20 protein-coding genes and 4 pseudogenes are annotated in these 22,849 nt (G+C 52.7%); 9 read left to right on the top strand and 15 right to left on the bottom strand.

Annotated elements, in window-relative coordinates; all coding sequences use genetic code 11:
* Positions 1–212: 212 nt before the first annotated feature.
* Positions 213–824, top strand: a complete 612-nt coding sequence (locus AEQ67_RS18165) for a hypothetical protein (RefSeq protein ID WP_059405217.1) — start codon at positions 213–215, stop codon at positions 822–824.
* A 186-nt stretch (positions 825–1,010) separates the two neighbouring features.
* Positions 1,011–1,644, top strand: a pseudogene (locus AEQ67_RS36240) (His-Xaa-Ser system radical SAM maturase HxsB); the annotation flags it as partial.
* On the opposite strand, the pseudogene AEQ67_RS36740 reads toward AEQ67_RS36240, so the two are convergent.
* The 8 genes and pseudogenes from AEQ67_RS36740 to serS form a co-directional block, all read right to left on the bottom strand.
* Positions 1,620–1,808: pseudogene (locus AEQ67_RS36740) on the bottom strand (hypothetical protein); the annotation flags it as partial. The pseudogenes AEQ67_RS36240 and AEQ67_RS36740 sit on opposite strands and share 25 nt — an antisense overlap.
* A 273-nt stretch (positions 1,809–2,081) precedes the next feature.
* Complete coding sequence (gene cyoE, locus AEQ67_RS18160; RefSeq protein ID WP_059405216.1) at positions 2,082–2,972, bottom strand: heme o synthase; 891 nt, start codon at positions 2,970–2,972, stop codon at positions 2,082–2,084.
* Positions 2,973–2,983: 11 nt separating this feature from the next.
* Positions 2,984–3,325 carry a cytochrome o ubiquinol oxidase subunit IV gene (cyoD, locus tag AEQ67_RS18155; RefSeq protein WP_059405215.1) on the bottom strand — a complete coding sequence of 114 codons (342 nt, stop codon included), beginning with the start codon at positions 3,323–3,325 and terminating at the stop codon, positions 2,984–2,986.
* Complete coding sequence (cyoC, locus tag AEQ67_RS18150) at positions 3,325–3,951, bottom strand: cytochrome o ubiquinol oxidase subunit III (protein ID WP_059405214.1); 627 nt, start codon at positions 3,949–3,951, stop codon at positions 3,325–3,327. The genes cyoD and cyoC overlap by 1 nt, the downstream gene beginning before the upstream one ends.
* A gap of 3 nt (positions 3,952–3,954) precedes the next feature.
* Positions 3,955–5,979 (bottom strand): cytochrome o ubiquinol oxidase subunit I, encoded by a 2,025-nt coding sequence (gene cyoB / locus AEQ67_RS18145; RefSeq protein WP_059405213.1) that lies wholly within the window; start codon positions 5,977–5,979, stop codon positions 3,955–3,957.
* 3 nt (positions 5,980–5,982) lie between these two features.
* Entirely contained in the window at positions 5,983–6,927 is a 945-nt protein-coding gene (gene cyoA / locus AEQ67_RS18140; RefSeq protein WP_059405212.1) for a ubiquinol oxidase subunit II, read from the bottom strand.
* A 1,481-nt stretch (positions 6,928–8,408) separates the two neighbouring features.
* Positions 8,409–9,017: a hypothetical protein gene (locus AEQ67_RS18130; RefSeq protein ID WP_059405210.1), complete on the bottom strand. Its 609-nt coding sequence runs from the start codon at positions 9,015–9,017 to the stop codon at positions 8,409–8,411.
* Between the two features lie 736 nt (positions 9,018–9,753).
* Positions 9,754–11,030, bottom strand: a pseudogene (serS, locus tag AEQ67_RS18125) (serine--tRNA ligase).
* 234 nt (positions 11,031–11,264) lie between these two features.
* Between serS and AEQ67_RS18120 the strand changes: the two are divergent.
* A complete protein-coding gene (locus AEQ67_RS18120; RefSeq protein WP_059405209.1) occupies positions 11,265–11,525 on the top strand; it encodes a hypothetical protein in 261 nt (86 codons plus the stop codon).
* A gap of 720 nt (positions 11,526–12,245) precedes the next feature.
* On the opposite strand, the gene AEQ67_RS36230 is transcribed toward AEQ67_RS18120, so the two are convergent.
* From AEQ67_RS36230 to AEQ67_RS36215, 4 genes are read right to left on the bottom strand one after another with little or no spacing between them, the layout of a single operon-like run.
* Complete coding sequence (locus tag AEQ67_RS36230) at positions 12,246–12,485, bottom strand: AAA family ATPase (protein ID WP_059405208.1); 240 nt, start codon at positions 12,483–12,485, stop codon at positions 12,246–12,248.
* A complete protein-coding gene (locus tag AEQ67_RS36225) occupies positions 12,482–12,649 on the bottom strand; it encodes a hypothetical protein (RefSeq protein ID WP_236710360.1) in 168 nt (55 codons plus the stop codon). Before AEQ67_RS36225 ends, AEQ67_RS36230 begins: the two co-directional genes overlap by 4 nt.
* A 10-nt stretch (positions 12,650–12,659) precedes the next feature.
* Positions 12,660–12,944: a hypothetical protein gene (locus AEQ67_RS36220; RefSeq protein ID WP_059405207.1), complete on the bottom strand. Its 285-nt coding sequence runs from the start codon at positions 12,942–12,944 to the stop codon at positions 12,660–12,662.
* Between the two features lie 7 nt (positions 12,945–12,951).
* The gene (locus AEQ67_RS36215) at positions 12,952–13,266 is read right to left on the bottom strand and encodes an AAA family ATPase (protein ID WP_236710358.1); all 315 of its coding nucleotides are present in this window, start codon (positions 13,264–13,266) and stop codon (positions 12,952–12,954) included.
* A 77-nt stretch (positions 13,267–13,343) separates the two neighbouring features.
* Between AEQ67_RS36215 and AEQ67_RS18100 the strand changes: the two genes are divergently transcribed.
* The 4 genes from AEQ67_RS18100 (at position 13,344) to AEQ67_RS18085 (ending at position 16,394) form a co-directional block, all read left to right on the top strand.
* The gene (locus AEQ67_RS18100; protein ID WP_059405205.1) at positions 13,344–13,667 is read left to right on the top strand and encodes a hypothetical protein; all 324 of its coding nucleotides are present in this window, start codon (positions 13,344–13,346) and stop codon (positions 13,665–13,667) included.
* Positions 13,668–13,952: 285 nt separating this feature from the next.
* Positions 13,953–14,252: a hypothetical protein gene (locus AEQ67_RS18095; protein WP_059405204.1), complete on the top strand. Its 300-nt coding sequence runs from the start codon at positions 13,953–13,955 to the stop codon at positions 14,250–14,252.
* 80 nt (positions 14,253–14,332) lie between these two features.
* Positions 14,333–15,145, top strand: coding sequence for a hypothetical protein (locus tag AEQ67_RS18090; protein ID WP_059405203.1), 813 nt, complete (start codon positions 14,333–14,335; stop codon positions 15,143–15,145).
* A 190-nt stretch (positions 15,146–15,335) separates the two neighbouring features.
* Entirely contained in the window at positions 15,336–16,394 is a 1,059-nt protein-coding gene (locus AEQ67_RS18085) for a hypothetical protein (protein ID WP_059405202.1), read from the top strand.
* A 403-nt stretch (positions 16,395–16,797) separates the two neighbouring features.
* On the opposite strand, the pseudogene AEQ67_RS18080 reads toward AEQ67_RS18085, so the two are convergent.
* The 3 genes and pseudogenes from AEQ67_RS18080 to AEQ67_RS18070 form a co-directional block, all read right to left on the bottom strand.
* A pseudogene (locus AEQ67_RS18080) lies at positions 16,798–16,995 on the bottom strand (PLP-dependent aminotransferase family protein); the annotation flags it as partial.
* 40 nt (positions 16,996–17,035) lie between these two features.
* A complete protein-coding gene (locus AEQ67_RS18075; RefSeq protein ID WP_059405200.1) occupies positions 17,036–18,511 on the bottom strand; it encodes a hypothetical protein in 1,476 nt (491 codons plus the stop codon).
* Between the two features lie 559 nt (positions 18,512–19,070).
* The gene (locus AEQ67_RS18070; RefSeq protein WP_059405199.1) at positions 19,071–20,093 is read right to left on the bottom strand and encodes a zinc-dependent alcohol dehydrogenase family protein; all 1,023 of its coding nucleotides are present in this window, start codon (positions 20,091–20,093) and stop codon (positions 19,071–19,073) included.
* A gap of 269 nt (positions 20,094–20,362) precedes the next feature.
* Here AEQ67_RS18070 and AEQ67_RS18065 point away from each other — a divergent pair, with 269 nt between their 5' ends.
* Together AEQ67_RS18065 and mexE are read left to right on the top strand one after the other, a co-directional pair.
* Positions 20,363–21,280 (top strand): LysR family transcriptional regulator, encoded by a 918-nt coding sequence (locus tag AEQ67_RS18065; RefSeq protein ID WP_059405198.1) that lies wholly within the window; start codon positions 20,363–20,365, stop codon positions 21,278–21,280.
* A 313-nt stretch (positions 21,281–21,593) separates the two neighbouring features.
* A complete protein-coding gene (gene mexE / locus AEQ67_RS18060; RefSeq protein ID WP_059405197.1) occupies positions 21,594–22,847 on the top strand; it encodes a multidrug efflux RND transporter periplasmic adaptor subunit MexE in 1,254 nt (417 codons plus the stop codon).
* Positions 22,848–22,849: the final 2 nt, after the last annotated feature.

Here is a 22,849-nt window from a genome sequence, read left to right as displayed (position 1 = left end):
GGCCATCCTTGGCTTTAACAGGATTTCCCATGCACATCGACAACTGTCCCCTTACAATTGGGAAAAGCCTCATCCTGCCAGAAAGACTGATAGTCGTTGTGCACGTCTGTAGCCTTCATTGGCGTAATCGTGCTGCATCGCACCTAATTCATCTCCCTCCTCAGCGATTGGCACCTCTCACCTCTCACCTCGACTCAGGGAATGAATTTCAAATGAATTGGCTCAAGCAATACGAGAAAACATGGATTGTCGTGGTGGTGTTCCTGACACCGATGATCTTCTGGGCCACTAACATTGCGACAATAGCTGGGCCAGTTCTACCATACATTTTCCCCATAAGATCTCAGGATGGCGTTAACCTTGCCTTGTTGGGAAATTGGTACGAGGAATTCTCCTACCCTGATCGCGGGTGCATCCTCAAGTTCAAAGGGACTATCCAGTACTTCGCGAATAAGGCATACCGAGTTTCAGGTACGATGGAGGCAGTCAGCACGACACCAGGTACGCCGTTTAAAGCTGTTTATCACTACGACGGAAACGGCGAATGGCAAGCAACTGACGAGGAGCTTGTAATTAAGCTGCTTCACTTTAAAGCCCCGCTTGCAAGCACCACACTAGGCACACAAACAGTCCCCGCGCGGGCATTCAATATGCCTGCCGCTATGACTGAAGCGGATCCCGGCCCCCAGTTCGAACTGGCACAATCCCAGCGTTATGACATTCGCAGCACGTCCAAGGACAAGGTTGTACTCGAGACGAACGGAATTTTTGGAGACACGCTCACCATCAATATGGTTCGGACTGACAAAATGTATCTGCGCTGACCTGAACTGAACTTTGCAGGCCCGTTTAAATTTTCCGTGTTGGCAGGTTGAAACCTACACGTGGGTTGTCTCTAGCGCCCCTGCGGGGATCTACCATGAGTATCTGGAGGGAGAAATTCTTGAGGGTGTGGCTAGCAATACCGCCAACTTCTCAGAAGCGTATTTTGGGCCAAAGTTGTAGGCGATTTTTACGCACCTTCAAAGGTGCTGACTGTCGAGTTTCAAGGTGCTGAGCTTTTACTGGCTTTTAACTGAATCAAACAAATCGTCGAAGCGGTAGAGGCGAAAATAAAGTTGAGAAGCGTAGCATTCAGTACGTCATTACTACGACGTTGCACCACCTATCAGACGTCATCCTAGATTTCGCTGAGCGGTACAATATCCTGTTTTCAACATCTCTGGATGGCCCTGCGTTTCTTCATAACGCCAACCGCCCCACTCCCACTAAAGACGCTTATGAGCGCACCGTTGATGGGATTAATTGAGTGGGGCAAAACTGGGTCATGACCCGGTGTCAGCTCTCACGGCTTTGACGTCAAGGACGTCTGGAACAGGCTGAAGCGATCATCGATGAATATGTAGCGCGAGGGTCAGCAGCATCGATTTGCGCCCGCTCAGCCTCTACGGATTTGCCAAAACATCAGCCCGCCATCTTGATTATTCGATGGGTGAATTCGTAGGCTTCTATAAAAAAGCACTGGCTTACGGGATTTCAATCAACGTCCGAGGAGCATTCATTCGCAAAGGACATTGCGGCCTGCTCCTCACGCACACCCTGACCCTATTCTCTTCAGGCTATGTCGATCTTCGATCCCCCGCTCGGCCATCGCCACATCTGCGACGCGCCGGACGCCACTCGTTGTATGACATCAGTCATGCCGCTTAGGATGAGCACGCCGCCGATAAAGCGCACGCCTATCCAGGATCGCTCGCTTGCAGTGCTTCGATGAACGAGTAAGTCAGCGTTTCACCGTCATTGATCGCGTGCTACCAAGACTCGTTTTTCCACAGAACGCGTAGTACGCCCATGCCGAATACCCAAGGATAAGTAGAATGATGATCAACGCACCGACTAGCTTGAAACCCTAGGCTCTGTGCCAGCGCCATGGCGCTCCATATTGAAATGTACGGTGGCACGATGTTTGGCCATATTCATGTTCAAGGGTACAAGTAGCACCCAGAGACGATTTCCAATTCAACGGCCAAAAAATCGACGCGCCTAAGATCAACGAAGCTTTTGTGTTCAAATTCAGCACATCAAACGACTGCGCAAGTGACCAGAAACTCTTTGGCTGCCTGGAAATCCAGGGACATCATCACGCTTAACGCGGTAATGGTGAAGATCGAGAACACGAACAACTTGCGTGCCCAGACCGTGTCATCCACTGCCTTGTAACCGCTCCAGGCCATGTACAACCAGTACATGCCCATGGCTGCGGCGACGGCGAGGTAGCTCATGCCGGTGTAGCCACTGAAGGTCAGCATCAAGGTCGCCACGAGGAAGGCCAGGATGTAGAGCAGGATATGCTTCTTGGCCACTTGGATTCCGCGTTTTACTGGCAACACCGGTATCGATGCAGCCAGATAATCGTTGAAGCGGAAGATCGCAATGGCGTAGGAGTGCGGCATCTGCCACAGGCTGAACATCACCAGCAACGTCAATGCGGCCATGTCGAAGCTATTAGTCACCGCGACGTAGCCAATCACCGGCGGCATGGCGCCCGACAGACTGCCCACCAGCGTGCCGTGAACCGACTTGCGCTTGAAGTACAGACTGTAGAAGCCGACGTAGATGACGAAACCGATCACCGCGAACAGCGCAGCCAGCGGGTTAGCCACCGTGTACAACAACACAACGCCGGCAACACCCAGGACGGTCGCATAGACCAGGGCCAGTTTCAGGGAGATCAAGCCCTGAACCAGAACCCGGTTCTTGGTGCGTTCCATCTTCAGGTCGATGTCGCGGTCGATGCAGTTGTTGAACACGCAACCGGAGGCGACGACTAGGGACGTGCCGATCATGGCGGCCAGTAATATGGCCAGATCGACATGCCCTTTCGAGGCCAGGAAAAATCCGCCCGCCACAGAAAGCACGTTACCGAAAATGATCCCCGGTTTGGTGATTTGGATAAAGTGCTTAAAGGACATCCGGACTTTCCTCAGTGCGCCATCATGGCGGTGTGGATGCTGAACATGATCCACAGCGACAGGCCAACCAGCAGGACGATTACCAATGCGGAGAAAACAAACGCGATCACGTTGTCACGCTGGGTAGTCGAACGGTCCAGGTGGAGGAAGTACACCAGGTGCACCAGCACCTGGATCACGGCGAAGGCCAGTACGATCCACAGCGTCATGGCTTTCGGCAGCGATGGGTACATCACCAGGCCGAAAGGAATGATCGTCAGGATCACCGACAGGATGAAGCCGATGACGTAGGACTTGACGCTGCCGTGGCTATCGTCGTGGCCGTGGCCGTCATGGGAGTGTGCATTAGCCATTACAGAGTCCCCATCAGGTAAACAACGGTGAATACGCAGATCCACACCACGTCCAGGAAGTGCCAGAACAGGCTCAGGCAGCTCAAACGGGTTTTGTTGGTCGACGTCAGGCCGTGCTTGTTGACCTGATACATCATGATCGCCATCCAGATCAGGCCACTGGTCACGTGCAGACCGTGAGTGCTGACCAGGGTGAAGAACCCGGACAGGAAGCCGCTGCGGCTAGGGCCGTAGCCCTCGGAGATCAGCTTGTGGAACTCGTTGATCTCCATGCCGATGAAGCCCAGGCCGAGCAGGAAAGTGATGGCCAACCAGCCCAACACCGCTTTCTTTTTGCCCTTGAACAACGCCAGCATGGCGAAGCCATAGGTGATCGAGCTGAGCAATAGGCAGGCGGTTTCGCCCAGCACATAGGGCAGCTCAAAGATGTCGTGGCCCGACGGGCCACCCGCTACGTTGTTAACCAGTACCGCGTACACCGCGAAGATCGACGCAAACAGAATGCAGTCGGTCATCAGGTAGAGCCAGAAACCGAATACGGTCATCTCGCCCGAGTCGTGGAGATGGTCATCGTGCCCATGTCCATCGACATGGGTGTGTCCAGCATTGGTCACTAAGTTCGACATGGTTTAAGCCTGTTCCGACGAGGTTTCAACACGGGTGGCACCAGCCGGGATTTTCCCTGCGGCTACCAGACGTTTGCGCTGCTCGGCTTCGGTGCGTTCGATCACATCGACCGGCACCATGTAGCCTTGGTCATCACGGGCAGCGTGGATCACAAAGTAAATCACGGTGCCAGCGAGACCGAAGATGGCCATCCACCAGATCTGCCAGATCATCGCGAAACCGAACACGGTCAACAGAGCACCCATGACCAGGCCGGTGGCGGTGTTGTTTGGCATGTGGATCGGCTCGTACTTGACCGGAGTCTGGTACGCAGTACCGTCTTCCTTGGCTTCAGTGAACGGGTCGATGCAGCCAGCCTTAGGCAGCACGGCAAAGTTGTAGACCGGAGGTGGTGACGAGGTCGACCATTCCAGGGTGCGAGCATTCCATGGGTCGCCGGATTCGCACATGTTGTGCTTGCGATCACGCACGCTGACATAGAGCTGAATCAACTGGCAGGCGATACCGCAGGCGATCAGGATCGCGCCGAACAATGCAACGTGCAGATATGGCGTCCACTCAGGGTTGGTGGTGGCGTTCAAACGACGGGTCATGCCCATGAAGCCCAAGGCGTATAGCGGCATGAACGCGCCGAAAAAGCCGGTGATCCAGAACCAGAATGCAGCTTTGCCCCAACCTTCATGCAGCTTGAAGCCGAACGCTTTCGGGAAGTAGAAGGTGAAACCAGCGATGTAGCCGAACACGGCGCCGCCGATGATCACGTTATGGAAGTGAGCGATCACGAACAAGCTGTTGTGCAGAACGAAGTCAGCACCCGGAATGGCCAACAGTACGCCGGTCATGCCGCCGATGGCGAAGGTCACCATGAAGCCCAGGGTCCACAGAACCTGGCTGGTGAAACGCAGACGGCCCTGGTAGATGGTGAACAGCCAGTTGAATAGCTTCACCCCCGTCGGGATCGAAATCAGCATCGTCGCCAGACCGAAGAAGGCGTTGACGTTGGCACCCGACCCCATCGTGAAGAAGTGGTGCAGCCAAACCATGAAGCCTAATACCGTGATCCCGAAGCTGGCGTAAATCATCGAGCGATGGCCGAACAGGTGTTTACCAGTAAATGTGGAGATCACTTCCGAGAAAACGCCAAAGGCCGGTAGCACCAATATGTACACCTCTGGGTGACCCCACGCCCAGAACAGGTTGACGTACATCATCGGATTGCCACCAAGCTCATTGGTGAAAATGTGGAAATCCAGGTAACGATCAAGCGACAGCAGTGCCAGTGTAGCGGTCAGGATCGGGAAAGAAGCGACGATCAAAACGTTGGCCCAGGTGCAGGTCCAAGTGAAGATCGGCATGTCCATCAGTTTCATGCCCGGGGTACGCATTTTCAGCACGGTGACCAGGAAGTTGATCCCCGTCAGCGTCGTCCCCAGACCCGATAGCTGTAGCGCCCAGATGTAGTAGTCCACACCCACGCCCGGGCTGTAGCCCAGTTCCGACAGCGGCGGATACGCAACCCAACCGGTACGGGCAAATTCGCCGACGCCCAGAGACACGTTCACCAGCACAACACCGGATACCAGCAGCCAGAAGCTCAAGGAGTTCACGAGCGGGAACGCAACGTCACGCGCACCAATCTGCAGCGGCAAGACAAGGTTCATCAGGCCGGTAAAGAAAGGCATCGCCATGAAGATGATCATGATCACACCGTGAGCGGTGAAAATCTGGTCATAGTGTTCAGGCGGCAGGTAGCCAGGAGACCCCTCGGTGGCCATGGCCAGCTGGGTACGCATCATAATGGCGTCCGCAAAACCACGCAGTAGCATGACCATGGCGACAATGACGTACATGACGCCGATTTTCTTGTGGTCGACCGAAGTCAGCCACTCGCTCCACAGGTAGGTCCACTTCTTGAAGTAGGTGATTGCAGCGAACACCGCCAGACCACCGAGCGCGATCATGGCGATGGTAATCATCACGATCGGCTCATGGAACGGAACCGCTTCCCAACTTAATTTACCAAACATCGTTTACTCCTCTGCCTCGGCAGCTGAATGCGCGTTCATGTCCATCCCTTGCGTGGCGACCACTTCCTTCTCTTTCTTCTCGTGGTTCACTTTCGGACCCGGTTTCATGCCTTCGTACTTGTCGACGATGATCTGGAACAGGTTTGGCGTGACCGAGGAGTAGAGCTCGACTGGGTTGTTCTGGCTTGGCTTGGAAAGGGCTGCGTATTCAGCTTGTTCAAGCTGTTTAGGTGCCTTCTTGACATCACTGATCCAGGCATCGAAGTCCGCCTGAGAAGTAGAGATTGCTTTGAACTTCATGCCGGTGAAACCAGCGCCGCTGTAGTTGGCGGAGATCCCGTCCATTTCAGCGTTGCGGTTGGCCATCAGGTGCAGCTTCGTCTGCATACCGGCCATGGCGTAAATCTGGCCGCCCAGACCCGGAATGAAGAACGAATTCATCACGGTGTCGGAAGTGACTCTGAAGTTGATTGGAGTGTTAGCCGGGAACACGATCTTGTTGACCGTAGCGATACCTTGTTCCGGGTAGATGAACAGCCATTTCCAGTCCATCGCGACCACTTCAATGGTGATCGGCTTGACGTTGGATTCGAGCGGACGGTACGGATCCAGCGCGTGGGTCGACACGTAGGTGATGTAACCCAGGACGGTGATGATCAGTACAGGAATGGTCCATACTGCGATTTCAATCTTGACGGAGTGCGACCACTTTGGCGTATAGATGGCGTTCGTGTTCGACGCGCGATATTTCCACGCGAACAGGAAAGTCAGGACGATGACCGGCACGACGACCAACAGCATCAGCAGCGTTGCAGTGATGATCAGGTTTCGTTCATCCAGGCCCACCTGGCCCGTAGGATCAAACAAGGTCATATTACAGCCTCCCAGCAACAACGTGCCGAGCAGCGGCAATAAGCCTAGTAATCTGGGGTACCTGTTTTTACTCATCTCACGACCTCTAGAGCAGCTTGTGCAATGCAGTTGAGTTTCGATCGCCAACACTTAAGCCCGCCAAGTACTGGCAAATTTTTAGATCAAACCGAAACATTCAAATCTAATTGAATTATAATTCATCGCATTGGAGACTAGCCTTCCAACTCGATGAATTGTTACCAAATAAAAACACATTCAATCAACATAAACGAGCAAATTATTTATTTCATATGCGGTATTTTGTCGCACCGAATCAGTTACGAAAAATAAATGCATACCACAAAAAACAAACCACCAAATAGAGCCCTCAACACGACGCTGTTGATAATTACTCTTCATGCGGCGTTCAAATTATCATAATGAGATGTTTTTTATTAACGTAACTTAACCGCAAGTAGATTCGCGCCCTATCCCCCTCATTTTCAACCCGTTTTTTAAGGACAGTCACCGCTCCGGCTATACCGTGCACCGGCCGCGCCTCGGCACCGATTGAGATGCAAGTCTTTATGACATTGTTTTTTGCCCCCTGCCGCACCTCAAGGACTCATTTTGCCTCCGGTTTTTGATAGAAGGCGGCGCGCTGAGAGTGACGTATTCATCACACGTTCTGCCAGCTAGAACCCGCTAATCACGTCAAACAAAATTGGTGTGAGTGGGTGGGGCTTTAGGAAGTAGCCACAAAGCAGTAAGGTTGTTACGCTCTGCATAGGTTGCCGTTCTAGATATAGCCATAAAGCCGCGAGTAGCTTGGATATCAGATGTCGCGCCTTCGCCTCTCTTATCGGAGAAATCGAATATAGCTGTATGCATACGAACTCAATAAGCCCGACAACCTAATATTGAGACGTCTTTGTTTGTCGTTAGACCCGTTGTATAACTGCATTAACTTGACCCTTAGTTGTGTACAAGGAATCACCTGTTCGATATAAGACAAGCAACGCTCGCGGCCAGGGATTGTCTGTAGTAGTCACGTACTTCTGGTCGACTTCAGTTGTCACTGATTTTAAGAGCGGCGATTCGATCACTATTGTGGATTGCAGGGCGCACCACCTGCGGTAGCGGTAACCAGGCGACAACAGTTAGCTTGCGACCCAGTCTGTCGAGACTAGCTAAGTAAGCGCTGCGACTACTGGCCCCCTAGTTTTCTAAAAGGCGCCCAGTGAGCCAGGCCGTTCGCTTGAGGTTGTTGACGTCCTGGAGCGCATAGCCTTATCCGAGCCTCTGCGTTTTTTATTTCGGGTATACACCTCGGGAGTCCACGAAAAAGTGAGCCTAGGACAAGCGAGAACACGCTTTGCAGCTTTCCATTCAGGCCACGCACAGCCGCGTACAGGACTAACGGCCCTCCAAGAGCGATGGAGAGCTCTTGTCTAACCCTGTTTCGGGCATTAGCGACCTCTTCATAAACATCGTTCGCTGGCAGATCAAAATCAAGCAACGTTGCCTTGGTATTCGGTGCGACAGTCAGAATTTTGTTTGGCGTCCGTGTGTGCACTTCACTTGAACCATTGACCACCGTACCAGTAAGGGCTGCGAACCAGAATTTGCTGTTTACCAGCGACGGTGGTGACAAGCTTAAGGTAATCCTTGGGGACTCCTGGGTACAGCAACCTCTCCTCATCCAAGGCCCAGGCTGGAAGATTCGATACGAGCTCTCCCTCAAGAAATATCCCCGTCATCGCTAGGTCATTGAAAGGTGTTTTTCGGGTGAATTTCGGCCTCTTTGGCTTGAAGGTGATTGGGAGGCAGATCGACGCTGCGACAGCAACCGCTACCGCGACGTCAGGTCTCCGCTCAGCACAGAAAAGCTCAAAGCTCTCTGTGGCTGTATTGGTCGCGATGATCTTGAGTGGTGGGCACCCGGCCCGTACCATGTCCTCAAAATTGATATTGCATTCTTTCTTGATACCTACTTTCCGCAAGCACTCGCTCAGTTTTTTTGCTAAAGCTAAATCGATTATTTTGTGAATATTTCGTACAGAAGTAATTCCCAACAACGCCCAAACAAAAAAGGTGACCAGTAACCCCCAGAACCTAGATCTATCGTTATTGATGTAGTACTTCGCCCGGATGACCTCCAGGGTTAGGTCTTTAGTCGATTTCACGCATTGGTATGTGCAGTGACATATGCAGTGTCTCGGGCATATTCAAGGAAAGCAGTTGCTGTGCCCCCCCTTGGTAGAAACGAACGCTAAGGCTTGATTCACCACATGCTCACTCAGCAGACTAAAAATGGGTACTGTCAAAGAAGGAGTGAATTTATGAAACAAATAAGGCCTCATCCTCAGCTTCCGTTTATCAAAATAGGAAAATATGTGGATTATGCGGATTCTGCTGAGCATCAAAACTGCACAGAAGAAGATGGCTGGAGCTTGACGGACTAATGGATACCTATGCGCGCCTATATATTTACGGCTGAGGACGCTTTGTGGCCACTACATCACAGTGGAACGCTTTACCAGTGTGGGTACAAGGAGGTCAATGTCGGCACTATCTTGAACCGCTAACCTGGTGACGATACCGTTTCTCCTATAGTTGCTGATGCAATCAAAATGAAGTTCAAGGTCTAGCCTGACCAGGTTCGCCCGACGCCAGGGCAAGCGACTCCGCCTGCCCTGAGCACACACTGGATCAGGTGTGTAGGCAGATTTCTCCTCCCTTCATGCAGCGTTCTTCTGTTTTGGAGGCGTTCTTGCCACTCAGGTATGCGAAGAAATCCTGCCTTGCTGCTTCAGCAGTCAGCTGCCTGTTCAACTTACGTGGCCAGCTTCAAGCCACATTCACTGGCGCCCAGCTTCCACCTCGTTACCTCTGCATCTCCCAAAGGGAGGTCCTTGGCCTTCATCGAATAATGTCGATGCCCATGTAGGGCTTGAGTACCTGCGGACCAAGGATCGAACCGTCGGCTTGCTGATAGTTCTCCAGCACCGCCACCAGAGTGCGCCCCACTGCCAAGCCAGAACCATTAAGGGTGTGTACCAGCTCCGGCGTGCCGGTTTTCGGATTGCGCCAACACGTTTGCATGCGGCGGGACTGGAAGTCACCGCAGTTGGAACAAGAGCTGATCTCCCGGTACTAATTCTGGCTTGGAATCCATACTTCCAGATCGTAAGTCTTGGTCGCGCTGAAGCCCATATCACCGGTGCAAAGCACCAAGGTGCGGTATGGCAGTTTTAACAGTCGCAGGACTTTTTCGGCGTTGGCTGTCAGGATCTCCAGCGCTTCCATCGATGTGGATGGTTCGACGATTTGAATCATCTCGACCTTGTCGAACTGGTGCTGGCGGATCATGCTTCTAGCGCCAAGACCCGATGCGCCGGCTTCGCTACAAAAGCACGGCGTGTGAGCAACCCATTTGATCGGCAGCAGTTTTGAATCAATGATTTCACCGGCCACGATATTGGTCAGAGAGACTTCTGCAGTCGGAATCAGGTACAGATCGGCTTCGCGTCCACGACTGATCTTGAACAAGTCTCCTTCAAACTTCGGCAACTGTCCGGTGCCGAGCAGAGCCGGATCCTGAACCAAATATGGCGTGTAGGCTTCTTCGTAGCCGTGCTCGGTGACGTGTAGGTTGATCATGAACTGCGCCAAGGCACGGTGCAGACGGGCGACCGGCCCGCGCAACATTGAAAATCGGGCACCGGAAAGCTTTTACGCAGTGTCAATGTTCAGACCTCTATTGACCTCACCAAGCATGACATGGTCTTTGATCTCGAAATCAAACATGGGTGAGTGCCCCAGCGACGCACCTCTAAGTTACCATCTACGTCTTTCCCGACCGGTATAGATTTGTGCGGCAGATTCGGAATGCTCAACAGAATGGAATCCAGTTCGGTTTGGATCGCGTCTAGCTCGGACTTGCCGGTAGTCAATTCGCCACCCATGCGCGCCACATCAGCTATCAATGGTGCGATGTCTTCGCCCCGCTGCTTAGCCTGACCGATGGATTTGGAGCGCACATTGCGTTCAGCCTGCAATGCTTCGGTACGCGTCTGAACGGTCTTGCGCTGTTCTTCCAGCGCGCTGATGCGCGCAACATCCAATACAAAACCACGGGAGGCCAAGCGATCTGCCACTTCCGGAGTGTTGCCGCGTAACAATTTTGGATCGAACATTTCAATATCTCATTGTGTTAAAGCACGCAGCTGAGAATTGGATCGAAAGACGCCTCGAACATTTGTTTTGATTACTGCGAATGACAAGGCAAGCACATGTTGAAACACTTTTTATAAATTCCATTTTGCATATTCCGATTTCCTAGTTATATTCCGACAAATCTAAAAAAATGGGGTTGCAAGCATCCATACTCCATCTCTATAATCAAAACATAATAAAAATAGGAGTTGATCATGAACTACAAATGCCTTGATTACATCATGCAGTACAATGATAAACTGAGTGATCATTGCGACTGGATGATTCAAGTATGCACCGAGGATCAAGAAGAGATGGAGCATTGTTTTAGGGTTTATCATGTTGAGACCGACCCTGCAAAACATGGTGAACCAAAATTCATAGGGTACTTTCCAGCCGCAATGCCAGTCGAACTGCTTATTAGTGTAGCCTCAACGTGGCGCGAGTACTATTGCCTTGGGGAAACGGTCGATTGAGGACAACGACCGGTGTGGCAGAATATATCGAGTTTCAATAAGCACTCACAGCTTATCCCCCTACACTCTCGAAAGGAGGTTGAAATATTATAGTTAAATTTCAATCTCTATTCTGACCTTTGAATCAAAACCACGCATTTTGATAAATCCGAACAATTGAAACTATTGCGACAAAGACTGTCATCTGCCATAGCTTAAATATGTGCTGTTTTCAAGAGCAACACTAGCACGTTGGTGAAGGCTCAATCATCCGTTATCAATTGAAGCGAATAACCGACATCAAGTATTCGTTTTGAGGCTTATGTTGATAGCCAAAACTATGTTCCACACTATACTTTCTCTACTGCGTCTTTCGTCATCAGCCAGAAATCACTTACTCAGATTGATTTCTAAGTTGCCGACTTTACTTCTCACAAATAGGAAAGCTCAGCATCGCCCTCATTACCATTTTTTAGCACATACCTCCAAGCACATTCCAGGCGATTTTTCATCCATACACAGGGTGCCTGCTAGATCATGAAATAAAGAAAAAGGCATCTGATGACAAGCCAAATCGTGAAGTCCAATGCTTGGCAAAGGCAAAGGCAAATGCATATCCTGAAGAGAGAAAACTCGTTGCCTTTCTCAGGTGCTTGGGCATTTCGTGATAGAAAAACAGGTTGTGGGTGAGAATTAACACCTGCTTGAAGCGATCCTTTGGATTGAGTACGCGCCGATAAATCATCGAAGCAATGTCATAGATGTAGTTATGGGACAGCTCGATATCGGGTCGTCGATGACGATGATGCGATTGCTTTTGAGCTTGCTTCCCGTGCCGTCAAGTTCGCCATTACAAACTTCTAGAAAGTAAAAGAACGAGATCAGGGTTTTGTCCTCCTCCTCACTGAGCGTCTTGAAAACACCTGCCTGCTGATCTGGTCGCTGGAGTCGGTACCGAGGCAGTTCGCCCTCCTCCCTCACAACTGTAATTCTTTAAGGCCAAGCATGTTGAGGGACGCGTTAATGCTGTCGATAGACTGATCAATGTTGGTGATTTTCGATTTACTGTCGGTGGTGATGTCCTTCTGTTCCTGTGCCTTTACGCGGATGGCTTCGATGGCATTGCGCTTTTCTTCCCGCTGCAATGCGTGGTCGTTATGAACCTTCTTGGCTGACGCTATCAGTGCATCGCAGCTCGAACGAAAGCAGCTCCAGAAGCGTGTTTTGATGCCAAATGGGTTTCTTGTCCCTTACTTTGAAGTTGATTTCCTCAATTATGCCTTGTTCCACCCTAACCAGCGCATTGAGGTCGGCCAGGATATCGGCCGTTGATGTGAGCATAATCGGGACAGATGGGCTTGCCACTTTGGCTGACAGGCTCTGAATGTTTAGAAGCAATTTCGCCTCCAGGCTCGCAATGAGCGCTTGGAATGCAGGCAACTGGTATTCAGTCCGACTGATACTGGGACTGCAGGCGGGCTGCACCAGCTTCGTATCGGCCTTTCAATGAAGCGAGTTGCCCAATTCGTTGCTCATACATTTTATCGAATACCTTCCTGACTTCATCATAAAACCGGGCAGGTAGTGGCTGCTGGCAAAATGGGCATTGTCCCTCTTCCTTGGGGACAAAACTGAAGGCTTGTTTAACCCAGTCAGAGTTGCCTAACTCGCTAATCAGGGCCGATAAATACGAATCACCCGATCCGGTGATAGTCTCTTGGAGTGAAGCGTGACTTTCGATCTCGCCCTCAGCAAAGCTCAATGCGGATTCCCGGAAGCACAGCATCGTTTGCCTGCAGTAGTTGCTCTGCCTCCGCCGTCAGCCCCTCGGAGGTGATCATGAATCACGAAGAAAAACAGAATCTGGCACTACTCGCTTTGGCAGCAAAATCGACGCTCGGGAAAGACTACGATCTAAAAAATCCTGAAGACCTCGATGCTCTCCGCGCACTTGCGCAGGAAATTTCCAACACTCCAGACTCGCAGTTATCCGAAAGAATTTTGGACTGTATGGAGGAGCTATCCCCTAATGTAAATGAGACAATTCATATCACTCCAGGTGTAGGGGTCGAAAGAGTCGCGCGGTTCATCCCAGAGCATAAGCGGGTGCTAAAAAAGGGTCGTAGCTATGTGACACCGCAAGGCTTGGAACCTAAGATATAATCCCTCCACCTTCAGAGCTTCAGCTATCAGAAGCCTCCAATAAACTACTTGATCTCCGAGCCCGACTTGCGGCAATTTAGGTAGTTGATCTAGCCCAGACGTAGGAAAAACGAACATTCCTTTCACACGGGAATGTTCTAAAAGCGTGAGCAATAGACTGACCGCCTACCCTTCGTAAAAAACCTGCCTTGCTGACGGTAAATTCCAGATCTTCTGCAAACAGTTTGAAAAATGTTTACATGCCATTTGCTCCCTTAGCAAAATACTAAAAAAGGAGCATGCGACATGGCTGAAAATACAATCCTAAACGAAGATCAGATTAATGCCGTTCTACGGGAATACTGTGACTGGGAGGTAGAAGCTGCCGTTTCTCCCTTCAATCAGTCGAAGTTTTACCGTGTCTACCGCCAGCAACAACATGTGAAAAAATCGCGCAGACGTATATTCATCGGAGTCATTCCCGAAGAGACCTCTGCCGGCTGCCTCGTTAGCTGTGCGTCGATCGCGGGGCATTACTACCAGTTGGGATTGTATCATGGAGCGGCTCGGCTTGATTCGCGGGACAATCCGGCGTTCAGAGGCTAAGCCCTCATCTGGTCATCCGGGAACTGCTTGAGTTTTTCATGGCCAATTGCCACTATCTCATCTTTTGATGAGGTAGAGACATGCATCAAGCTCTGGATTCTAATACTGGAAAGCCAATCACAGTCGATGGCTATCGCGTAGCATATGGCTCTCTGTTGAATAGCGCCAACCAACCAAACGTACGCCCTCCGGCAAAATGCCCAGTTTGCGGGGAAGAGCTCCACATCAAGGGAGAGTCTGGGACAAGCAGAATCACAAAGATCTTCAGCCACAATCCTGTGTTCGGTGTCGAAGAATATCCCTGCCCCATCAAGGAGGGAGGCCGTGCAAAATATGAAGTACTTACTCCCACCTCCTATGACCCTGCGAGCGCTGCTGCACTCAGGGCTTCCTTTTTCTCTCACTGGCAGCTGCACTGGCACCAATTTCGCGACTACATTGGTTACGCGAAAGTCGAGGATTTTATTGAACTGCTAAACCTCGCAGACGATCGGAAAATCTGGGGTTATCATCATCTGAAAGAATATGAAATCCCGCTAGTCCTTCTGATACTAAAAGATTTTGCTCCGATCAAAAAGAAAACTACAAAAAATGAATACTGGCGCAAACACTGGGTGCGCTTCTGGTTCCCTTCTAGCGTTAAAAACCTAGATGACTACTGGAACCTACAACCTAGCAGCCGGTTTGTTATCAAAGCTTATTATACAACATCCCCATCGGCGAAGCTGCCAAACCCTAAACACTTCTTAAAATTCGAGAATATCATTTTAAATAAATCATATTTGACATCGGATTCAGAAAGAAAAATGGATACCGTTGTAGAGAAGATGATGACCAAAGCGTTTCCTATCGAAATTGCACAAGCAGCGGCTGAGACGACATTGGAGTCATAAAATTGAGTAGCCACTTTATGGTAAAAACCAAAGGATAGATGAGCCATGTGGCGCAAGTAGAATCATTGCCGGCAATCAATTATTTGCTGCCGGCGTATCGACGTCATTTGGGATCTATTTGGCTTCGGAGCTTGTTTCTGCAGGCCAAGTGACAGTATTCTCTTGCTTAAATCTTCCGCTAGGCCTGACCATGAATTCCGAAAAACAGTTCACCGTGATAATCCCAGACGAGATGCAGCCCAAGCTTGATAACGGTGATTATATAATTAGAGGTTCACAGGTTCGTGACAAACTTGGCAGAATCGTCTGCGAACTTGAATCTCTTGAGACACCCGACCGCCTCTATTTTTCTCCGCAGATATTTGTTAGCTTCGAACAATATTGCTTTATTTCTATCAGCGCTGTGTCTGACAGACTAAAACTTGACCTTGAATCGAACAAATCACAGCTATCCTTGCTAGAAAATAAAATTGATACTATTCTTGAGCGACAGACGGGAAATCTTATAGCTTTAATATCAGACTTCAATGAGCACTTTGCCAGTCTGGGAGAAAAAAGCAAATTAACGGATGAAAAATCTGCCTTTTCGTCCGGGGTCAAAGCCGCAACCGCTATTGCTGCAAAGTTTGGAAGTTACCTAAATGAGTACCTGGACAGCACTGACGTGCGGTTTGGGCCATCAACGTCCGAAATTACATTCGGCGAATACAGAAAGGTACAACGCGCCCCTTGGGAAGCCATCAACAACAGCAGATTCGGGCGATTCCTTAAATTCGACGTGAACTATCTTGCCTATTCACTCCTCAGCATTCTGAACAACGTGAACTTACTTTCGATTACTTATGACGGTCGAGTTCACCCGAGATACGAGGAGAGTCTTCAGGAGCTTGAGCGACAATTAAAAGACGTCCTGACCAAGCTGGTTAATGGCTTTGGCGACGGACAAGATATTTTCTCCATGATGTTCGCAACCGCTACAAAGGAAAATCGCAACGAGATCGATGTTCAGCGTATTCTGAGATTCGACTCATCGTATTCAATAAACGATTTGATAATTCGCTCGTACCCCAGCGGTACGAATATCAAACGTGATGTGGATCGTTTCAAATCTATTGGAGACATTCTCGATCTCTTGGAAGAGATCGAAAATCTCAGAAATCGCGCCAGTTCATTGACCTCCATTCAGCTAGCAAGCTCCCCTGACGTTATTGCGTTGAAAAGCACGCTCTTTGGATCGAATGACGCCTGAAACTCAAGCAAAAAATCGATCTCAGTGACACTTGAAACAGAAGGTTGCGCCCCATCACCCCATTGCTCCACCCATACGGATGGAGCCCCTCTTCTGCCGTAGCTCTTGCTCACCAGTGGGCTCGGTAAGCACTTGGAGATTGGCGGTACCGAACTGGCTGTATTCAGCCGGGCGAAACCAGAGCGATGTTTTGGTTGACCCTCACCGTCGCGTTGAAGCGCGGTATGGCTGGTCGTGGAACCGCCATTCGCCGGGCCTGCAGGGGTGCCGAACGGTGGTTTTGAAAAGTGTAAACAGGAGGGGGAAAATGGAGGGTGTTTTTACACTTTTTACGAATTCAGAGGTTTTTCAGGAGAGATTGGGCCTCTAGGGGTCAGAGGGCGTGGGGGTTTGGGGGCAAAAAAATATTTTTTACATAGCCGTTGACAATCGAGAGTACTTTAGCGTACTGAATCGTCGAGATCGACACGCTCAGACGGTCCGCCAACTGGCGCAATGAAGGCAGGCGGACCCGACTGTCATTGGCCGGCTCGTTGATCAGTTGGGTCAGGTAGCGATACACCGCCTGATACGCGAAGTCGGTTTCTCGGGGCCCTTTCATCGATAAGTGCCGAATACGGGACCGGTCAAACCCGGAACGCTCAATGCCCCGCTGACCATTCATTGGTCACGGCCGTGCCGTCGGCAGAGTCGGCCGTTTCGGTTTGCAAACCCGGTTGAGGCACCCGGCCCCAATCTGCAGGCACCAGGGCCATGCGGTAAAGCTTGCCGATCAGGCTGATCGACAATCCGCTGACATCAACCATCCATTGCAGGACCTGCTCCGGCGCGGGATTGCCTTGCATCGCCCGGTGCAAGTCAGGCATCGCCACCAGCATGCCGGGGTGGCACTGGCGCAGAAAACGTTCGAGCCCCGCGCCATGCTCGACAAAGGGTGAAAAGATCAGGCACAGCAGCTGCGCCTCGCTCAAACCCAGGTTTTTCTGCGCCTCGGTTGATGCCAGTGCGCGCTGGTCAGTCAACATCGCCGGGTTGCCAAACGCCTCCATCGCCTGTTCGCACAAACGCTCCGGAAGTCGTTTGCGACGCATCATCACCAAGGCTCGTTGCAGGTATTCGACGATACCCGACTCGTAGCTGCGGCCATGCACGAAGCACGCTTGCAGCCCCCGAATGTGAGCGGAGATAGTGGGGCTGACGTATTCGTTATCGCTAAGCTGGACCGCCAGCTCGTCAGGTTGAAAGCCGAGAAACTCAGTGAGCAGTGGCCAGCGTTCTTCCAGGCTGCTGACCAGCATATCGTGAACATCGATGAAGGTGGCGCGGCGGCAGGCTTCAAATTGTTCGGCGGGACGCCATGCCGCTTGGGCAGGCTCGGGGTAAATCGCGCGGTAGCAATCGCTGCCCAGCTCATCGAGCAACGCGAATAGCTGCTCGTAGCCCGTTTCGTTGTGATTCGAGGTGCGAAGCCCGACCTTGGCAGCCGCACGCGTCAATCCGTCGAGAAACTGCTTTTGCTGACGAGGCGTGTCGCCACTGATCAACGCATCGACACCGCGATCCCAGCGGGCGATCTGCCCATAGAACTCGCCACTGGCCAGATACCCGTCATCCCACAGGTGCAGTGGCCCGCTCCAGGTACGCCGATGGCCGACCATCAGCAGGTTGAGCCGATTCGACTCGCGCCCGGCTTCGGAGATCGGCGCGAGGTGGCTGAATGGCAAGACTTCGCGGTCATCGACCATCAAGACTTCGACCCGAGGATCGTCATACAGGAACAATGCGCTGTAGCTGCGATGGATATTTTCCAGGGCAGTCGCGCTGGTGCTGTTCAAACGCAACGACGCCACGCGTAACTGGAACGTCGCCGGTGCCCGGCCGGCGATACTCAGTTGTGCGGCGCGCAACAGCGCCAGGGTGTAACAGCTGTCACGGGACCCGGACTGGATCGCCAGCACCTTGAATTCACCAATGCGCTCCATGCCCCCGGCGGCGACCACCAGGCGCTGAATCATGAGTTGTAACGCCGTGCGTTCGGCTCGCGAGAAAAAACTCAGCAAGCGCTGCAGCACTTGCAGATAGACATAGTTCATCGCTTGATCATGGATATGGGTCATTTTTATTTACCTGATACTCATAAGTTCGTTATCGCAAACAACGCCATGCGTGCAAAAGGATTGCCGGCCACGATTGAGTGCTGGTCTTTATTGGAAAATGCTAGCACTTAAACTCTTGGTAATTATTTGAAATGATTGGAATCGCGCCCTGCCCTGACCACAGGCAAACAGCCGCAAAGCCCCGTACCACCTGCGCATCGCGGCTGCGCGGAATATCCTAGGAAATGTCCGACAGCGTCCCACAGACATGTAGTACAGAAAATAAAGAAAGAAGTTGCCCGCAGTTTTTTAGCAACTGCACGACATAGAAGTCTTGATTGAATTCGTGTCAACGGAGCGCATTGAACAGTATCGGTCTGATACCCAGCCATGACTCATTCCTTGAGATGAAAGTAATCATCCAATTATCAGGGCTTATAAACTGATTAGAAGATACAGATTGAGAGCAAAAACCAGTTCAGTTGCTGAACGGCCCCATTGGCAGGCCAATGGAATGTCTCGTTTTGGAGGGATGCGGCAAGCAAAAGAGTCCGTGCGGGCACGGACTCTTGCTGGGGGGTTAAACCGGCTCGACCTGGAGGGCGACCCGTTCGCGGCATGGGCATTCGTCCATGTAGCGGTGTGCTTCGACGAACTCGGCAAACGGAAAGACCCGAGTCTTGAGCGGCAGCAGAACGCGGTCGGCGGTCAACTGGTTGATGTCGCGCAAGGCACGCTGCAGTGCGACCTGGTCCTGGATGATGCCCAGTTCCGGCTTGCCGGTGAAGTTGCCGATGCAGTGCACAAAGAACTGAATGTTCTTCTGGAACGCTGCGCAGGCCGGGAATGGCGTCTGATTACCACCTTGCAGGCCATACAGTACCAGGCTGCCACGCGGTGCGAGCACATCACCGAGCAACGACATCTGTGGTCCGCCCAAACCATCGAACACCACATCCACACCGCGGTTATCGGTGATTTTGTTGATCCGCATGAGCAGATCTTCTTCTTCGGTGACGATCACTTTCTCGGCACCCAGTGACAACAGGTATTCACGCTCTTCCGCCGTTTTGGTGGCGGCAATCACTCGCACGCCCAAGGCCTTGCCCAGTTGCACGAAAGACGGGCCGGCACAGTGACTGGCGTCGGTCACCAGGGCAAATTGCCCGGGTTTGACCCGTGCCAGGTCGACATAGGCGAAATAAGCGATCAACAGCGGCGTGTAATGCACGCTGGCTTCGATCGGGCTGAGCACGTCCGGGTAACGGGTCAGTGCCGAGCGCGGCAGTACGATCTGCTCGCCGTAGACCGGATAGTCGTTCGGGCTTTCGGCCGGGAAACTGGCGACCTTGTCACCCACTGCCAGGTCATCGACCCCGTCACCGACGGCGGTCACGACGCCGGACATTTCATGGCCGAGGCCTGAAGGCAGACGTGCATGGGAAGACGCCAGGTTCTGGCGCCAGAGAATGTCATACCAGCTGATGCCAATCGCCTCGACACGCACCTGCACTTCGCCCGGTGCAGGCAGAGCGGCCGTATGCTCTTCGCATTTGAGCACCTCGGCTGGACCAAACTTGTGAAAACGAATCGTGCGGGACATCGCAAACCTCGTCAAAGAAACCTCTAATGCCCTGAACTCTATCTGGGCTTTCTACCCAAGACTATCAGTGGCTATTAATAGTCGACATGCCTGTCATTGATTCCGCAGCGCCGGCAACATCGTCAAATGACATAGGAAACCGTAGCAGCCTTTGTAGGAAATCTGAATTACTCGGTGCAGAGTACCAGTCTTTCCCCGTAAGATTCATGCCGGCCATTGTTCTTATGTGGCCGCTCACGTCAAGTTTGCTGACTCTGCCAGGACTCCAGATGAATCGTAATGACCTGCGTCGTGTCGACCTGAACCTGTTAATCGTATTCGAAACATTGATGCACGAACGCAGTGTGACCCGCGCTGCGGAGAAATTGTTCCTCGGCCAGCCGGCCATCAGTGCGGCGCTTTCGCGCCTGCGCGGGCTGTTCGATGACCCGCTGTTTGTGCGTACCGGCCGCAGCATGGAGCCGTCCGCCCGGGCGGTGGAAATCTTCGCCCTGCTCTCTCCAGCACTGGACTCGATTTCCACCGCGGTCAGCCGTGCGGCGGAATTCGATCCGGCCACCAGTACCGCAGTGTTCCGTATCGGCCTTTCGGACGACGTCGAATTCGCCTTGCTGCCGATGCTGCTCAAGCGTCTGCGCGCGGAATCTCCGGGGATCGTCCTGGTGGTGCGTCGGGCCAACTACATCCTGATGCCGAGCCTGCTGGCCTCGGGCGAGATTTCCATCGGCGTCAGCTACACCGCCGACTTACCGGCGAATGCCAAGCGCAAGGTGCTGCGTCGTAGCTCGCCGAAGCTGCTTCGCGCTGACTCCGTGCCGGGACCGCTGAGCCTGGATGACTTCTGCGCACGGCCGCATGCGCTGGTGTCGTTCGCCGGCGACCTGAGCGGCTTTATAGATGAAGAGCTGGAAAAACTCGGGCGCAAACGTCACGTGGTGCTCGCGGTGCCGCAGTTCAACGGGCTGAGCACACTCATCAGCGGGACCGATATTGTCGCGACCGTGCCTGATTACACGGCAGAAGCGTTGACAGCGGCTGGGGGGGTGCGCGCTGAAGATCCGCCGTTGCCGGTGCGCAGCTTTGAATTGCACATGGCATGGCGTGGGTCGCAGGACAACGATCCCGGGGAGCGTTGGTTGCGGTCGCGGATTCAGATGTTTTTTGGGGATCCGGATAGCCTGGCCTGAGTCTGGTTTTTGTATTGGGGGCTGATGGCCTCTTCGCGGGCAAGCCTCGCTCCTACAGGGGAACGCGGTCACTGTAGGAGCGAGGCTTGCCCGCGAAAATCACAACTCGGTTTCATGCCTTACTCTTGCACCCACGGCAACACAGAATTGTCATCAGGCGAGTTGATAGCCTACTAACGTGAGGTGCATGCTAGAGAGCTCGCTTTGAGCTTATATCATTCCGAATGATAGTTACCTTTGCCTCATTCGATTCGTGCGATACAGCCCCGCCGAGCATCATCCGTCCATTCTTAATACATTGGCGGATGCATCCATGGAACAGTCACTCAAACATTTGCGCTTCCCGTTGGCCATGCTGGCCGTGCTGGTGATGAGCGCCTGCGGCAAGGCTCCGGAAACTGCCGCCACTATGCCCGCGGCAAAGGTCAGCGTGGCCAAGGTGCTGGAACAACCGGTCAATGAGTGGGACGAATTCACCGGGCGCCTCGAAGCGCCAGAAACCGTAGAAATTCGTCCACGGGTGTCCGGCCAGATCGATGAAGTCGCTTTTACTGAAGGCGCACTGGTCAAGAAAGGCGACCTGCTGTTCCAGATCGATCCGCGTCCGTTCCAGGCTGAGGTTCGCCGCCTTGAAGCCCTGGTTGCCCAGTCCCGTGCTAACGCCACCCGTAGCGAAAATGAAGCCCAACGTGGTGAACGCCTGCGTACCAGCAACGCGATCTCCGCAGAACTGGCCGACTCGCGCACCAGCGCTTCCCAGGAAGCCCGCGCTGCCGTTGGTGCCCTCCAGGCTCAACTGGACCTGGCCAAACTGAACCTCAGTTTCACCCGTGTGACCGCCCCGATCAGTGGCCGCGTCAGCCGCGCGGAAATCACCGCCGGCAACCTGGTGACCGCCGATACCACGCCGCTGACCAGCGTGGTGTCCACCGACAAGGTCTACGCCTACTTCGACGCCGACGAACGTGTGTTCCTCAAGTACACCCAGCTCGCTCGCCAGGGCAAACGCGGTGCAACTACCCCGGTTTACCTCGGCCTGTCCAACGAAGACGGCAACCCGCACCAGGGCGTGATGAACTTCGTCGACAACCAGGTCAACCCGAAAACCGGCACCATCCGCGGTCGTGCGGTGTTCGATAACACTGACGGTCAATACACCCCCGGCTTGTATGCCCGTCTGAAGCTGGTCGGCAGCGGCACCTACTCCGCCGTGCTGATCAACGATGAAGCCGTCGGAACCGACCTGGGTAAAAAGTTCGTGCTGGTGATGGATGCCGACAACAAGACGGCCTATCGCTCGGTCGAGCTGGGTCCGAAGATCGAAGGTTTGCGCATCGTGCGCAACGGCCTGAACAAGGACGACACCGTCATCGTCAAGGGTCTGCAACGGGTTCGCCCTGGCTCACCGGTCACCCCTGAAGTGATCCCGATGGCCAGCGAGCAAACCCTCGCCGCTCTGGCACAACAACGACAAGCGCTGGAAGCCAGCAACCTGCCCCAAGTCGCACCTGCCAAGGTTGCGCCGGGTTCGGTTGTGAAAGTGGCTGCTGCGACCCCACGCGGTTAAGG

This window comes from Pseudomonas sp. RIT-PI-q, assembly GCF_001297125.1.
Lineage (GTDB): Bacteria > Pseudomonadota > Gammaproteobacteria > Pseudomonadales > Pseudomonadaceae > Aquipseudomonas.
This window is presented reverse-complemented; position numbering and strand designations above follow the sequence as displayed.